This window comes from Bacteroides sp. AF39-11AC (genome assembly GCF_003474285.1).
Taxonomy (GTDB): domain Bacteria; phylum Bacteroidota; class Bacteroidia; order Bacteroidales; family Bacteroidaceae; genus Bacteroides.
The window spans coordinates 135,412-151,067 of record NZ_QROH01000001.1; the positions used below are offsets into that span (position 1 = coordinate 135,412).

Here is a 15,656-nt window from a genome sequence, read left to right on the forward strand (position 1 = left end):
AATTCATTCTTTGGTTAGTTCTCTTACGATTTCTCCTTTTCTATTGTACGGGACTGAGGAAACGTTTCCAGCGATAACCCCCGAACAGCCCGGTGTCGCTCTCCTTGGAAAACCAGATGAGCGAGGCTTTGCCGATAATGTGATCTTTAGGGACAAAACCAAACAGACGGGAATCAGAGAGATTGATGGAGTTATTAGCACTTACCCAGTAATAATCCTTGGTAAAACAGCAATGCTGTACGGGCTTACCTTCTACATATAATGTATCGTTTTTAATCTCAGCTTGCTTATTCTCATGCAGCACCAGGGTGTTGCGTAGCAGAGTCCGGTTCCACGGATATACACGTACAGCTTTTCCCTTACCGGGAACAATCAGCGGACGTAAGGCCTCTATGGAGTCTTTCTTATCCAATCGTTTTATCCAGCAGTTCCCGTTCATGGCTTGTTCCAGCAGATAATATTCGTAACGGCTGAAACTACGCACGTTCTTTATGCTGTCCTGTCCCATCAGGCGATTATCGCATATGGACAGGAGAGTGAGTAATGAATCAAGCTGCTTCTCCTTTTTCCGGGGATAGGTGTACAGGAACTTCTGGTCGGGAGCATTTTTTTCCGATGGAATGACGGAAAACAGGGAATCTATCAGCAACGTATCTCCCGGCACACCGATACAACGGCTGATGAATACCTCACGTCGGGAAATGACAGACTCTGAAAGATTAGCCGGATTGTTAAAGACGATAATGTCTTCCTTTTCTACGGGACTGTCTCCCCAGCGATGATAATTCCACAACGCCATGAGGGGAAGGCGCAACCCATAGCTCCATTTATTTACCAGAATACGTTCTCCCTGAAACAGGGAGTTCTCCATACCCGATGAGGGAATAAGGTAGGAAGTCATAACGCAACCCCGGAGTAACACTACAACGAGTATTATTCCGATGATTGCTCCCGTTATCTTCCATGCCTTTTTCATTTCAGGCGCTTACTTTACCCACTTAAATATCCGGTTCCAACGGATTTTACCGTCAAACCAGCCGCGATCCTTATCGAGTGACAGCCAAACTACAATCGGCTTACCTACGACATGATCTTCCGGAACGAATCCCCAGGAACGGGCATCGGCAGAGTTGTGGCGATTGTCACCCATCATCCAGTAATAGTCCATCTTGAAGGTATATTCGTCTGTCTTTTTGCCGTTGATGTAGATGCCATCCTCTTTTACTTCCAGCGTATTGCCTTCGTATGCTCTGATAGGACGTTCGTAGATAGGCAGATTATCCTCGGTCAGTTTGATGGTAGCACCTTTCTTCGGTATCCAGATTGGGCCGTAGTTATTGCGATCCCACTTTGTATAGAGGTTCAACGGATACATCTGACCGGTGAACATTTCCGGTTCCATGACGATGCGGCTGACCAGTTTCTTATTAGCCGATAGCGTTTCAAGCATTTTCTTTGTCAGCGGCAGATCGTAGGTAGGAGCCAGGCGTCCTTGTGCATCACGGTGGGTTAATCCCATCTCCATTAACAGGCTTTCGTTAGTGACCATTGCCTGATCATCCTTACTGATGCCCAGTTCGCGGAACATATCCTCTGTGATGTACGGACCTGTGGTCTGTACCAGATAGTTGAGCTGCATGTCTTCCGGATTTTCAAGAGGCTTCCCGTCGATATAGACTTGGGCATCCCTGATTTCAAGTGTATCTCCCGGTAATCCGACACAACGCTTTACATAGTTCTCGCGGCGGTCTACAGGACGGATAACAACGTCACCATACATTTTAGGATTGGAAAGTATCAGGTTTCTTCCGGCATTGTAGTACAAATCGTAAACGGCACCTTGTTGCTTACGCGTCAGACTGTCCATATTTACGGGATTCGGATACATCCGCTGCCCTTCGTTGTAGGCAAGAGAATAAAAGTCCGTTTGTTGATAGTTGGTGGCTACGGTATCTCCTGCAGGGAAGTTGAATACTACGATATCATTCCGCTTCACTTTGCCCAGACCCGGAACACGTTTGTAGTCCCATTGAGGCCACTCAATGTACGATTTGGTATTTACCAGTGGCAGGGTGTGCTGAGCCAGCGGCATGGACAACGGTGTATTGGGTACGCGCGGACCGTAGCTTAATTTGCTGACGTAGAGGTAATCGCCTACCAACAATGATTTCTCCAGTGAAGAAGAAGGTATCTGATAATTCTGGAATACGTAGATATTGACAAAGTAAACAGCTACCAGTGCAAACACGATAGCGTCTACCCAACTCATGATGCTGCGTACAGCCGGATTCTTAGACTTTTTCCAGAAGCCCCAGGGGATTTTTTTGCTGATGTAAATGTCGAAGATGAAAGGTAGGACAATCAGTCCCAACCAGCTTTTTACCCATACCAGGAAGGCGAGGTAAAGCACGGTGATGATTGCAAATTTAATCCATTGGGCGCGAGTTGCTTTTCTCATTTTAGCTTGTTGTTTATGGTCTGTTTTATTATTTCAGGAAAGGGAACAAGTCTCTCATTCCCAGATAACCTTCCTTATTAGCAGTAAATTCGGCAGCGAGTACGGCACCCAGCGCAAAACCTTTGCGGTTCTTGGCATCGTGCGTAAGGATAATGCTGTCAGCTTCCGATTCGTAGCGGATTACGTGGATACCCGGCACTTCCCCTTCGCGGATGGAGCTGACGGGTAGTTCATTGACCGCACATTCGGTAGAACCTGAAACGGTTCCATCCGGTGCCTGCATGGTTCCTTTCACCCAGCGTTCTTTACGGTCGAGGTTTTCCAGAATTTCTTCGGCAAGCGTGATAGCCGTACCGCTTGGAGCATCCAGTTTGTGGATATGGTGTGTCTCGCTCATCGTCACATCGTAAGCCGGAAACTGGTTCATTATTTTTGCCAGATATTTATTCACGGCAGAAAAGATGGTGACGCCCAAGCTGAAGTTAGACGCCCAAAACAGCGTTTTACCTCCTTTGGTGCAAAGCTCTTTGATTTCATCGCCATGTTCATCCATCCAACCCGTACTGCCGGAAACTAACTTCACACCGGCTTCGAAAGCCTTTATATAATTATTGTAGGCTACCATGGGATTGGTGAATTCTATGGCAACATCGGCGCTCTTGAAAGCATCCGATTTAAAATCCTCCTGGTTATCTACATCGATGATGCTGACAATCTCGTGTCCGCGACTGAGGGCAATCTTCTCGATCTCCTTACCCATTCTTCCGTAACCGATTAATGCTATTTTCATTCTTTTTTCTGTTTTAATTCACTTTATCAACATTTTATAGGTCGCAAAGGTAATGTTTTTCTTACATTTGCGGGCAATATTAACTTCTTGTTAACAATGGAACTACTATTGCATTACGTTTGGAAGCATAAAATCTTTCCTTTGAAGATGCTTCGGACGACTACCGGCAAGCCGGTTGAGGTGATAGATGCCGGACTACCGAACACAAATGCAGGCCCCGACTTCTTTAATGCCAAACTGAAAATAGACGGTACCCTCTGGGTGGGAAACGTTGAAGTACATACTGTTGCCTCCGACTGGATGCGGCATGGGCACGATAAAGATATTGCTTATGATAACGTGATCCTGCATGTAGCGGAGACCGTAGATTGTGAAGTGTTTTGTGCGAACGGTGCACCGATACCCCAGTTGCAGCTTTCTTGCCCCGAGTCCATCCGCCGACACTATGCCGAGCTGAGCCATGCGGAGATTTATCCTCCTTGCTATTCCATATTATCTTCTTTACCGAAACTCATTGTTCATTCCTGGCTTTCTGCCTTGCAGGTGGAACGCTTTGAACAGAAGGCCCGTGCTATTGCCGCCCGATTGAAACATTGCAATAATCATTGGGAAGATGTATTCTTCATAACCTTGTCCCGTAACTTTGGTTTCGGGTTAAATGGGGATGCTTTTGAGGCATGGGCCAATCATTTGCCTTTCCGGGCGATAGATAAGCACCGCGACAATCTCTTTCAGGTGGAAGCTTTCTTCTTCGGACAAGCCGGGTTGCTGGATGAGGAATTGCCGGATGCTGATGAATATTACCGGAAATTGCAGAAAGAGTTCCGCTATTTGCAGCATAAGTTTGAATTATCAGCTCCAATGCCCGCCACTCAATGGCGTTTTCTTCGTTTGCGTCCCGGCAATTTTCCCCATGTCCGGCTGGCACAGTTGGCAAACCTGTATTATAAGGAGCGCTCGCTGTTCTCCCGCATCATGGAAGCGGAAACACTGGAAGTTGTTCAGAAACTACTGACTATTAGTACCTCTCCGTATTGGGAAGAGCATTTCAATTTTAAAAAGACTTCTCCCAGCCAGGAAAAACAAGTTGGAAAGAATGCACAAAACCTGATTGTGATTAACACTATCATTCCTTTCCTCTATGCTTACGGTTTGCATAAAGCAGACGAAGCACTCTGCGAACGTGCCACCCGTTTTCTTGAGAGCCTGAAGGCAGAAGATAATCACATCATTCGCCATTGGAGTGGGGCAGGGCTGCCTGTATCCACTGCTGCCGACTCGCAAGCCTTACTGCAACTTCAGAAAGAGTATTGTGATAAGAAAGATTGCTTGCGCTGTCGTTTCGGCTTTGAGTATCTGCGGCAAAAATAAGACTCAGCAGGTACTGAACTGGATTGATGAGAAATGGCGGAATAGATACTTTAAAATATTCTTTTTCTCTTTTATATTAAATCTGCGGATTTGCATTATCTTTGTCGCTGATTAATAAACCCTTTGACATTGTAACCAGATGAAGGCAATTCACTTTGTATTTTGTCTTTTCGCGGTACTTATGCTGACGACTACGAATGGTCAGGCTGCCGCAGCTAATGAGGACTTTCAGGCATTCCTCAAGAAATTTACTTCCAGTGCCTCTTTCCAGTATTCCCGTATCAAGTTTCCGTTGAAAACTCCTATTGCCCTGTTAGAGGAAGATGGTGAGACGGAGAAGACTTTTCCGTTTACACGTGAGAAGTGGGCGTTGCTGGGCGAAGATGCATTCAAAGAAGAGCGTATCACAGACGAGGAAGGTGGAGTTTATGTCTCCCGTTTCACCGTAAACAACCCCAAACATAAAGAGTTTGAGGCAGGCTATGATGAGTCGGAAGCTTCCCTTCGCGTAGTGTTTGAGCTGATTGACGGAAAGTGGTATGTCACCGATTGCTATACTGACTGGTATAACTTCGATCTTCCTATCAGTGAGCTGCCGGAAACCATCACTACGATAGAAGAAGAGAATAAGGCGTTTGAGGAGATGCATCCCTAAATTACTAAAATATACTTTTTCTGTACGATTTATGTGTCATTTTCTCTAAAAAGTACCGTTTCTTTGCAATGTGGAAATATTGTAAACGAAACTAATACCGGAAATGACACATTCATCTTTCATACAAATTCTGTGGAAATGTATTTTCCTTTTTCTCCCTTGTACTTTATTGGCGCAAGAGCGCGCTTCTTTGGGCCATTGGATTGCCGAAGACCAGTCGGGAATGATGGACTTCACCATCCGTGAAGATACGCTTGAACTTATCGTACCCGAAGGACTTACTTTATGGTATAAAGACCGTCTGACCGGTGATTATGAAATCAGTTATCATATCTGCATGGTGATGAATGGCGGGGAACACGATCGTCTTAGCGACATGAACTGCTTCTGGGCTGCAAACGATCCGAAATACCCCGGCAAATTATTAGCTCGCTCCACCTGGCGAAATGGTATCTTCCGTAACTATAATACATTGAATCTGTTCTATGTAGGCTATGGTGGCAATGATAATACCACTACCCGTTTCCGTCGTTACTACGGTCAGTTTTACGATGTAGATGAGGCTCGCATCAAACCTTTGATTAAAGAGTATACCGATCCCGTTCATCTATTGAAGCCGAATCTATGGTATCACATCCGGATTCGTGTTCAGAATAATAGCACAACTTTCTTAGTAGATGGTGAGGAACTTTTCCACCTACCTCTCGAAGCCGGTGCAGGCGATGGTCATTTTGGTCTGCGCCTTCTGCAAAATCATGTTTGTTTCACGAACTTCCATATCGAACGCTTGAATTAATCCCAATAATATTCTCATACCATGATGACGAAATTTGATCTGATGAAATCTATCCTTGTTGCTGTATGTACTGCACTGTTCTCCTTTAGCCTGTCGGCACAAGTCGTAAAGAATGACCGGTTACTCTCTTTTGAACAACCAGAGCTTCCTACCGGCTTAAGTGCAACGAAAGCCACGCTCGGCATTAGCGACCAACATTATAAAGACGGTACACACAGTTTGCGATGGACCTTCGAACCCGGCTCTGTGTTGACTCTTCAGCGTGATCTGAAGTTCGAGAAGAAAGACCCTACTGGAAAAGATACTTACCTTTCCGCTTTCATTGTCTGGGTGTATAATGCAAAAGCCCAAGATACTACTATTGAGTTTGAATTCCTGAAAGATGGGAAGAAGTGTACTTCTTTTCCTTTCGGTATTAACTTCACCGGCTGGCGTGCTGCATGGGTCTGCTACGAGCGCGATATGCAAGGTACTCCTGAACTCGGGATGAATGAACTGCGTATCGTTGCACCTAACGTGAAAGGAGAGTTGTTCATCGACCATCTGATAACTGCCAGTAAAGTGGATGCCCGTCAGCAAACTGCTGATGTGCAAGTGCCCTTCGTTAATAAAGGAACCACCAACCATTGGCTGGTGATTTATGAACATTCCCTGTGGAAACCGGAAATAGCCCTTACTCCGGTTAGTGAGAAGGACAGACAAGATATGCAGTTGATGGAAAAACGTTTCCGCGATATGCTTTATACTCCTTCTAAACTTACAGAAAAAGAGATGGAAGGCATCCGTAAGAAATATGATTTCTATGGGATTACTTATAAAGACGGCGTTGTAAGCGGATTGCCCATCTTTATGGTACGCCAGGCAGAAGCTTACGAACGTATGTATCCCAACTGGGATAAAGGCATGTTCACCAAGTTAGGGATGGAGATGAGTGAGTATTTCAATCTGATGCGCCGGATAGCCTATGCTTATAACAATGCCTCGGATGATGTGACAAAGGATGAACTGAAACAGAAGTTCCTGGCTATGTACGACCACATCACCGATCAAGGAGTAGCCTATGGCAGTTGTTGGGGAAATATCCATCATTACGGATACAGTATGCGCGGTTTGTATGTGGCCTATTTCCTGATGAAAGATGTATTGAGAGAAGCCGGAAAACTGAACGAAGCGGAACGCACCTTGCGCTGGTATGCTATCACCAATGAAGTATATCCTAAACCTACGGTCAATGGCATTGATATAGATACTTTCAATACACAGACGCAGGGGCGCATGGCAAGTATCCTGATTATGGAAGATACTCCTGAGAAACTTCAATATCTCCGTTCTTTCTCCCGTTGGATAGATTATGGTTGCCGCCCGGCACTCGGATTGGCCGGTTCTTTCAAAAAAGACGGTGCTTGTTTCCACCATCGCAATAATTATCCGGCTTATGCAGTCGGTGGTCTGGATGGTGCGACAAATATGATTTATCTGTTGAGCGGAACAGGTTTCAAAGTATCTGAAATAGCCCACGAAACAGTAAAGAATGTATTGCTTACCATGCGTTTCTATTGTAATACCAAGCAATGGGCTCTCTCCATGTCAGGACGCCATCCTAATGGAAAGGGGCAATTGATACCTATACAATATGCTACTTTGGCATTGGCTGGCACTCCCGATGGAAAGCAGGAATATGATCCTGAGCTGGCTGCCGCTTATCTGCGTCTGGTTTCTTATACGGAAACTCCTGATAAGAATGCTCCTGATTATCTACCGAAAGCATCTACTGTCCATGAACAGAAATTGAAACAACTATTTGAAGCACAGGGATTCCGTCCCGAACCCGATCCGCAAGGTAATCTGGCGTTAGGTTACGGCTGCGTTTCAGTACAGCGCCGGGATAACTGGGCAGCTGTGGTACGCGGGCATTCCCGTTACCTTTGGGCAGCAGAGCATTATCTGGATGCTAATTTCTTTGGTCGCTACCTGGCTCACGGAAGCATGCAGATATTGACCGGAAAACCCGATGAAATGGTTACTTTTACAACCAGCGGCTGGCAGGAAGCAGGCTTCGACTGGAACCGTTTCCCCGGTACGACGACTATTCATTTGCCATTCGATCAGCTTCGTGCCAAAGTGATGAATGTAGATACTTTCTCCGGTATGGAAGAAATGCTATATTCCGATGAGGCTTTTGCAGGCGGATTGTCTCAGGCAAGGTTAAACGGTAACTTCGGCATGAAGCTTCACGAGCATGACAAGTACAACGGTTCACACCGTGCCCGTAAATCTTATCACTTCTTCAATGGAACGATTGTATGTCTGGGAACGGATATTGAGAATACAAATGAAGAGTTCCCGACAGAAACTACCGTTTTCCAGTTGGCAGCCACTACTCCCGAAATGCATGATTACTGGGCAGCTTATAAAAGTGACGGACAGACTTATATCGATCCTAACGGAGTAGGTTATTATTTGTCGAAAAGCTCGATGAAAGCGGCAAAATATGAAAAGAACTTCCCACAAGTTACCGTAGGTGAACGTAATCCGAAGCCTACTTCCGGTGATTGGGTTTCATTGGTATTAGAGCATGGAAAAGCTCCGAAAGGTGCTTCTTATGAATATGCTGTCCTGCCCCGCACGGATGCAGCCTCTCTGAAAGCTTTCGCAAAGAAGCCGTCTTACAAGGTACTGCAACAGGATCGCAACGCCCATGTTGTTTATTCTTTGACTGATAACCTGACTTCATACGTACTTTTTGAAACACCACAGGCATTACCTAAGGAGGGATTGTTGCAGAAAGCTGATACTTCCTGCCTCGTCATGATACGTGAAGACAGAGATAAGCTCTTATTGACCGTTTCTCAACCGGATCTGGCACTGTATCGAGGTCCGAGCGATGAGGCTTTTGACAAGGATGGCAAACGTATAGAACGTAGCATCTATTCGCGTCCCTGGATTGACAATGATAGTGGTGAAATACCTGTAACCGTTACTTTAAAGGGTGAATGGAATGTTGCAGAAACTCCTTATTGCAAAGTGATTTCCAAAGATAAGTTGCAAACTGTTCTGCGTTTTACATGCAGAGATGCCGCCAGCTTCGATGTGGAGCTGAAGAAATAATGAAGTGAGTACTTAAAATAGAACTGTGATGAAAGTAAGGAATATAATGTTGTGTGCAACGGCTGTCGCTCCTTCCTTGGTTTGGGCAAAAGGGTTGCCTAATATCATCTACATTGTAACCGATCAGCAGACAGCCTCTGCGATGAGTTGCATGGGAAACGATGACTTGCATACTCCGAATATGGATAAACTGGCACAGTCAGGTGTTCTGTTCCGTAATGCCTATTGTTCTACGCCCCTGAGCGGACCTGCCAGGGCGGCTATGTTTACAGGCTATACTTCGCACGAAGTAGGACTTGCCCGAAACGGTACGCCGATACCGGACTCGTTGCGTACCCGGACTTTGGGAACACTGATGCAGGATGCCGGTTATGATTGTATCTATGCCGGTAAATGGCATGTACATACTGCCTCCATGCCGGATAAAGAGTTCGGTTTTACTACTATCCATCCTCATAGTGATAATGGGCTGGCGGAAGCCTGTGTCGGCTTTCTGGAACAAAAACACCCCAAACCCTTCTTCCTGGTGGCGGGATTCGATAACCCGCATAATATCTGTGAGTACGCACGTAGCCAGAATTTGCCTTGGGGAAATATAGAAGACCTGCCGCAGAATGAGTGGCCGGGACTACCTCTTAATTTCGCTAAGAATCCCTATGACGCTGATGTTATCAGTTATGAGCAGAGCCTGAATTATTCGGCTTATCCTACCCGTAACTACACTCCGGATGATTGGCGCCGTTACCGTAGCCTCTATTACCGCTTGGTTGAAAAGGTGGATGCAGAAATCGGTAAGATTTTGAATGCTATAGATAAACAGGATTTATGGAAGAATACAGTCGTGATATTTACCAGTGATCATGGCGATGGAGTGGGAGCACACCATTGGAACCAGAAATCGGCTTTATATGAAGAGGTAGTAAATATTCCTCTGATTGTAACCTTACCGGGAAAGAAGAATGCCGGCAAGGAGATGCCGCAACTGGTGAATAATGGTGTCGATTTCTTTGCAGCAGTTTGCGACTGGGCAGGCATCCGGCTTCCTGAAGGGCTGCATGGTATCTCTTTCAGAGCGTTGGTAGAGAAAGCTGATCCGTCATTGAAGCATCAGGACTATATCGTGACTGAAACCACTTTCGATAAAGGTGGAAATACACGTGGCTGGGCTTTGCGTACCTCTCGCTATAAATATGTGTTGTATGACAAAGGCCGTTATCGTGAACAACTTTTTGATATGGAAAAAGACCGTGGTGAAATGCGGAATCTAGCCATCGAGGAGAAATACAAAGTAATCCTGTTGCAACACCGTGAGTACCTGCACGACTGGATGAAGCTGCATCATGTAGCGCAGATACGTAAGGATGTACATACGATTCCGGGCGTAAATCCGGAATAAGATTAATGATTACCCCAACAAGCTGCGGACTGCCGCCTGGTAAGTTTCCAGCTTGTTGGCTTTATGAATTGCCTTTTTGGCTTTCCGGTCTCCGTCCGGCATCAGATATTCCCAGAAGTTTTTCATTTTCGTCAGCAGTTGTTTGTCTCCCCCCTCCAGAAGATTACCATACTGGGCAAATACGTCAGCATGGAACAATCTGAGTCTCTCCTGCATATCCTTTTCGGAAAGCGGATGTCCCTGTTGATACTCTAAAGCTAAGGCGGGATTAGCAAGCAGTCCACGTCCTATCATAATACCCGCCAGTTGTGGGAAACGTTCGCTGATGGCCTGTATATCTTCTACTGTAAGTAAATCACCGTTATAAATAAGCGGATGACGGCATTCGTTGTAGAAGGCTTCAAAACCTTTTAAATCCACTTCCCCTTTATATTGTTGTTTTCCCAATCGGGGATGCATGATGATATGTGTCAGTGGCAGTTCATTCAGCAAGGGTAGCAAAGCCAGGCATTCTTCCGCGTTCTCCCAACCCAACCTCATCTTGACAGAGAACAGAAGGTCGGGGTGATTCTTTATGGCTGCAGTCAGCAATTCCCGTACCTCTTCGGGATAAGGAAGCATCCCCGAACCATTGTGTCGTTTAGCCAAAATAGGGAAAGGACATCCCAGATTTATGTCCACATTCCTATATCCTTTTTCGATGAATAGGGCAATTATCTGCTCCATTTTGTCCACATCGGAAGCAATGAGTTGTGGAATAAGTTGCACGCCACGGTTGTTTTCCAGAGTAATCTCTCGCATATCTTTTTTTCGGATTTCTCCGTGCTCTACACGTACAAAAGGAGTATAATAACTCTCTACACCGCCGAATATACGGGCATGCGCTTGTCGGTAAATAGCCTCGGTGTAACCTTGCAGCGGGGCAAAATGAATGGGGAGGGTACTCTGCATATCAATCAGTTATTCAATATTTCTGCAAAGGTAACTATTTTAGCGGAATAACCATGTTCCAGGAGTGCGTCCCGTTTTCAAATTCACCCGGACCATCCATTGTCGCAAAGAATATGAATGCCGGCTTGCCATCCTCAAAAAGTATAAATGGACGTTCCAATTGTCCTTGTTTCGCTATTGTGCCGTCTTCCCACTCTATTGTTTTGGAATATGCTTTCGGGTCATTATCAACAGTCCAGTTGATGCCGTCTTTGGAATGTGCCATAACACCACCTCCTTTTTCACCTGTAAATTTAGCTACATGATCCTTAAAGATGGCATGATATCCCTTATCATCCTTCCAGAGAAAAGGATCTTCCGCTTCTCCTTGTCCGTCTACCTGGAAGATGGGTTGCTCATTGTTTAATACATGGTAAGGGCCTTCGATGGTCGGAGCATAGGCCATTCCTAAAGCCATATTCGAATATTTTCCGTTTTCCAGGTGTCTGCGTCCCTTGAAAATCATCATGACAGAACCATCTTCCTGTACTACTGGCGAGGGATTGGAAGTCAGGAAACTAAAGAAAGTATTAGGTTTCGTTTTCAGGATAGGCTCATCCAGACGCTTCCATGGTCCATATGGTGAATCGGCAACAGCCAGTCCGATGCGCTTATTGGAACGTGCTACCGTACACCAAGGACTGTCGAGCGTCAACTGGTCGTACGTTGGATCTGCGAAAGGGTGGGTGGAACCCATATAAATCAGATAGTATTTATGGTTGTATTTCAGTATTCGCGGATTGTGTGTAGAACGTCCGTCCCAATACTGTGCACCACGTGCTGGCAGTGCTACTTCGCTGAACCGGTAAGGTCCTTGCGGAACATCCGATACGGCATGTACAATCTCTGAAGCCACCATCCAGCCGGGATGAAAGGGAAGTGATTTGGGAAATCGGGATACAAACATATGATACTTGCCATCATCTCCTTTTACCACAGAGCTTCCCCAACTCCAATAACCTTCGCTTTCAAAAGCAGGTGTTTCTATCGCTTTACCCAGCCGGTGGAATAACGGGTTTTGTGATTTCTGTTTTAACTCTATCAGGTTATCAATCTTCTGTGCACGGATCATACTGATTGAAGAGAGAAGTACCAGTGCAAATAATAAATAACTCTTTTTCATGGTTGTATTCTTGTTTCATATTATGATTTAAACTTCATTGCTTTCCTAAATATCTGTTGGTTGGCTTCATAATCCCTTTAACCCCCTCTGGAAGGTATTAGAACCATACCTGAGCTATACTTGCTCCGTACCAACTCCATACTTTCTCCGTACGAAGGTACCTCTGAGTGGAGAATGTACGGAGCAAGTACGGCTCAGACAGGTTCCGGGTATGGAGCAGGCATACTGCGGAGGTAAAATGTACTGTACGAAAATCAGAAAGTTTCGATCAGCAGATTTAATGAACGTAACAAAGATAATCTTTATTTCATTTCTTGATACTCTTTCCATAAACTCTTGGACGATAACATACGGTTTATTGTATGATTTGGATAGTTTCTTCTTTCTCTTTTTCCCTATTTTTGATGAGCTAATCTTTATTGATAAAATCAAATAAGTTACCATGAAAAAAGAATTGCTCCTTATTATGCTGATCACGTGTACCGGACTTTTGCTCCATGCACAAGAGACTGAAAGAGAATATGCTTTCGATAATTATCGACGCTACTATTTGGATGGTCGGCAAGTTCGTAATGTAGAGAAAGAGAAAGCCTTGGAAAGTCTGAGACATTCATTTGCAGAACATCCGTATCGTTATCATTCATTGAACACTCCATACAGTGCTGCGGAATGTTTAGAACAACTGACTGATGATGGTATATTCACTCCTTTACAGACACAGGAGGAGGAATTGCGAAAGGACAATGGTTTTCAGAAGCCTTATGCTGTAGTGCAGGGTGAGATCGGCCTCTTCTTGACGGATGCATTTAATCGTATCTGGAAGATTGCCGACGCGTTTCGTAAAAAGGAACTTCCTGCGGACAAGGCGCTGAGCGATAAAGTATTGAAAGCTATATTGCATTATGGGAACATTGAATTGGGACGTCCTAATGACGGACCGCGTTTTCATGCCTCCTGTTTTGCTATTCCAACGGCAGCCGTTAATACCTATTATGCTTATCTTGCGCAAATGGACGAGGCAGAGGCCGGGCAAGGAAGAGCCTTGTTGAAGGAGGTATGCGATATGTTGAAGGCTTTGGGGCTTCAAGCTTGGACACAGCCTTTGCGACACGATGAAACGGACGAAAATGTAGTTTCAATTCCGCGTTTCCGTAATCATGTGTGGTGGGTCGGAGGTAATGCCTTGGCTTACCGATCTTTACTTCCGGTAGCAGCGATGTATCGTTCTATTCCTATGATTGACCTACTGGCAGAGGTCTGTCAACGTGGGATCAGTATGACTTCGCAAAACACTTATTCGGAGGCTTTCTGGACGGAAGGGTTTACAGCCGACGGAGCCGGATGGGGACATGGTAAACAGTGTCTGATTTGGGGATATCCTATTGATGGAACATCCAATGCGCTCAGCATCCTGAATTTATTAAAAGGTACTCCCTGGTCGAAGACTCTGAACCGTGATAATGCTGAGGCTATCTTGAATTTTTTGCGTGGTGGTAGCTGGTACTATTATAAAGGTTTTCGTTTGCCTTGCCTCGACCGTGGATCGTATGTATATAATCCTACGGAGCAATCTATTCCTTATGCTAAGATGCTCGATAATATTATAACGAATTGGATGGATTCTTTTACTTCCGAAGAGCAGACAGAATTGCAACTGTTGCAGGCGGAAGTAAAGAAGAATCGTATAATTATGGATAGCTATGCGCCAGGGGTATATAATGGTACCCGATGGTTTTTTAATAACGATGATCTTATCAAGAAGACTTCCGATTATCATATTACAGTAAATATGGCTTCTGTCCGTTGTGACGGTCTGGAAAGTGCGGTGAATATGGCAGATGAATATAATTTCTATCCTACGGACGGTCTGACTCTTTTTCAGCGTACAGGTGATGAATACTTCCGTATAATGGGAGGCTGGGATGTCACAGCTTCTCCGGGTGTCACGGCACGTGAAGGGATGAACAAACTTACACCTGTGACTAATTGGCGTGGATATTGCAGTAAATATAATTATGCGGTGGGAACTACCGATGGAGGTGAGAATGCTGTAACCGGCTATATTTTTGAAAAGATGAATGCAGCTGATAAAGAAGATGTGAATGATCGTGGTAATAGTAAGGGTTTGAATGCACTGCTTTACGGCTTTAAAGCCTATAAGGCTAATTTTATTTTGGGAGATTATTTTGTAGCATTGGGTGCGGGCGTCACTAATGGGAAGCCAGAACTGGAAGGACATATTCGCACTACTATAGACCAGACGGCTCACATCGGAGCAGTTACTGTGATGGAAAAGGGAAAAAAGAAGCTTTTACAGAAAGGCCGTCAATCTTTGTTGACTTCTGAAGGACAATCTGTGTGGGTGATGCAGGAAGGTAAGTTTGCCTATCGTGTGTTGCCTGAATTTACCCGTGAGGCTTTTGTTCTGACAGAGACTTGTCCAACAAATTGGATAAAGCGAAATAAAGGAAATGCAAAGAAGGGAGATTTGCCTCAGACGGTTGATATTTTGCGTTTGTGGGTTGATCATGGGCAAGTACCGGTAAATGATACTTATGGGTATGTGGTTTATACAGGTAAGGGACAACCTGCTGACACTTTACCTTTCCAGGTCTTGCGGAATGATACATTGGTGCAAGCCGTACGTTCTGTAGATGATAAATTGGTTGGGGTAGTATTCTATCCCGGAAATAAAGGCTTGGAAGTTGATAATTTGTCTCTCTCTGCCTCTTCTCCTTGTGCAGTGTTGATTCAGAAAGAAAAAGGCAAATATAAATTATCCGTAACGGATGCTTGTATGACTCCCGGATTAAAAGAAATAACACTCATATTTAACGGGCGAACCGTAATTGTTCCGATGAAACGGGGAATGCTTAGTGGGAACCCATCTGTTATAGAAATACCCTAATACTACTTATTATAAAATAAATCACAAAGCAAGTATATACTTTGATTTAAGGTACTGTATG

11 protein-coding genes are annotated in these 15,656 nt (G+C 44.9%); 6 read left to right on the top strand and 5 right to left on the bottom strand.

The annotated features are described in order from the left end of the window. Positions 1-40: 40 nt before the first annotated feature. The 3 genes from lepB to dapB are packed head-to-tail and all read right to left on the bottom strand — an operon-like array spanning position 41 to position 3,248. Positions 41-976 (bottom strand): signal peptidase I, encoded by a 936-nt coding sequence (gene lepB, locus DW036_RS00405; RefSeq protein WP_118460412.1) that lies wholly within the window; start codon positions 974-976, stop codon positions 41-43. A 9-nt stretch (positions 977-985) separates the two neighbouring features. Next, positions 986-2,458: a S26 family signal peptidase gene (locus tag DW036_RS00410; protein ID WP_118460414.1), complete on the bottom strand. Its 1,473-nt coding sequence runs from the start codon at positions 2,456-2,458 to the stop codon at positions 986-988. A gap of 28 nt (positions 2,459-2,486) precedes the next feature. Then, positions 2,487-3,248, bottom strand: coding sequence for a 4-hydroxy-tetrahydrodipicolinate reductase (gene dapB / locus DW036_RS00415; protein ID WP_118460416.1), 762 nt, complete (start codon positions 3,246-3,248; stop codon positions 2,487-2,489). Between the two features lie 96 nt (positions 3,249-3,344). Here dapB and DW036_RS00420 point away from each other — a divergent pair, with 96 nt between their 5' ends. The 5 genes from DW036_RS00420 to DW036_RS00440 all read left to right on the top strand — a co-directional run bounded on the left by DW036_RS00420 (position 3,345) and on the right by DW036_RS00440 (position 10,574). Then, the gene (locus DW036_RS00420; protein ID WP_118460418.1) at positions 3,345-4,619 is read left to right on the top strand and encodes a DUF2851 family protein; all 1,275 of its coding nucleotides are present in this window, start codon (positions 3,345-3,347) and stop codon (positions 4,617-4,619) included. A 139-nt stretch (positions 4,620-4,758) separates the two neighbouring features. Then, positions 4,759-5,274: a DUF4348 domain-containing protein gene (locus tag DW036_RS00425; RefSeq protein WP_118460420.1), complete on the top strand. Its 516-nt coding sequence runs from the start codon at positions 4,759-4,761 to the stop codon at positions 5,272-5,274. 103 nt (positions 5,275-5,377) lie between these two features. Continuing rightward, the gene (locus tag DW036_RS00430; RefSeq protein ID WP_118460422.1) at positions 5,378-6,070 is read left to right on the top strand and encodes a DUF6250 domain-containing protein; all 693 of its coding nucleotides are present in this window, start codon (positions 5,378-5,380) and stop codon (positions 6,068-6,070) included. 42 nt (positions 6,071-6,112) lie between these two features. Continuing rightward, on the top strand, positions 6,113-9,178 hold the full coding sequence (locus DW036_RS00435; RefSeq protein WP_262352191.1) for a chondroitinase family polysaccharide lyase: 3,066 nt from the start codon (positions 6,113-6,115) through the stop codon (positions 9,176-9,178). A 28-nt stretch (positions 9,179-9,206) separates the two neighbouring features. Then, entirely contained in the window at positions 9,207-10,574 is a 1,368-nt protein-coding gene (locus tag DW036_RS00440) for a sulfatase (protein WP_118460426.1), read from the top strand. 9 nt (positions 10,575-10,583) lie between these two features. On the opposite strand, the gene DW036_RS00445 is transcribed toward DW036_RS00440, so the two are convergent. Both DW036_RS00445 and DW036_RS00450 read right to left on the bottom strand, forming a co-directional pair. Then, positions 10,584-11,525, bottom strand: coding sequence for a tRNA-dihydrouridine synthase family protein (locus tag DW036_RS00445; protein ID WP_118460428.1), 942 nt, complete (start codon positions 11,523-11,525; stop codon positions 10,584-10,586). Between the two features lie 34 nt (positions 11,526-11,559). Beyond that, complete coding sequence (locus tag DW036_RS00450) at positions 11,560-12,687, bottom strand: glycoside hydrolase family protein (RefSeq protein ID WP_118460430.1); 1,128 nt, start codon at positions 12,685-12,687, stop codon at positions 11,560-11,562. A gap of 442 nt (positions 12,688-13,129) precedes the next feature. On the opposite strand from DW036_RS00450, the gene DW036_RS00455 reads away from it, so the two are divergent. Then, positions 13,130-15,595, top strand: a complete 2,466-nt coding sequence (locus DW036_RS00455) for a polysaccharide lyase family 8 super-sandwich domain-containing protein (protein ID WP_118460432.1) — start codon at positions 13,130-13,132, stop codon at positions 15,593-15,595. Positions 15,596-15,656: the final 61 nt, after the last annotated feature.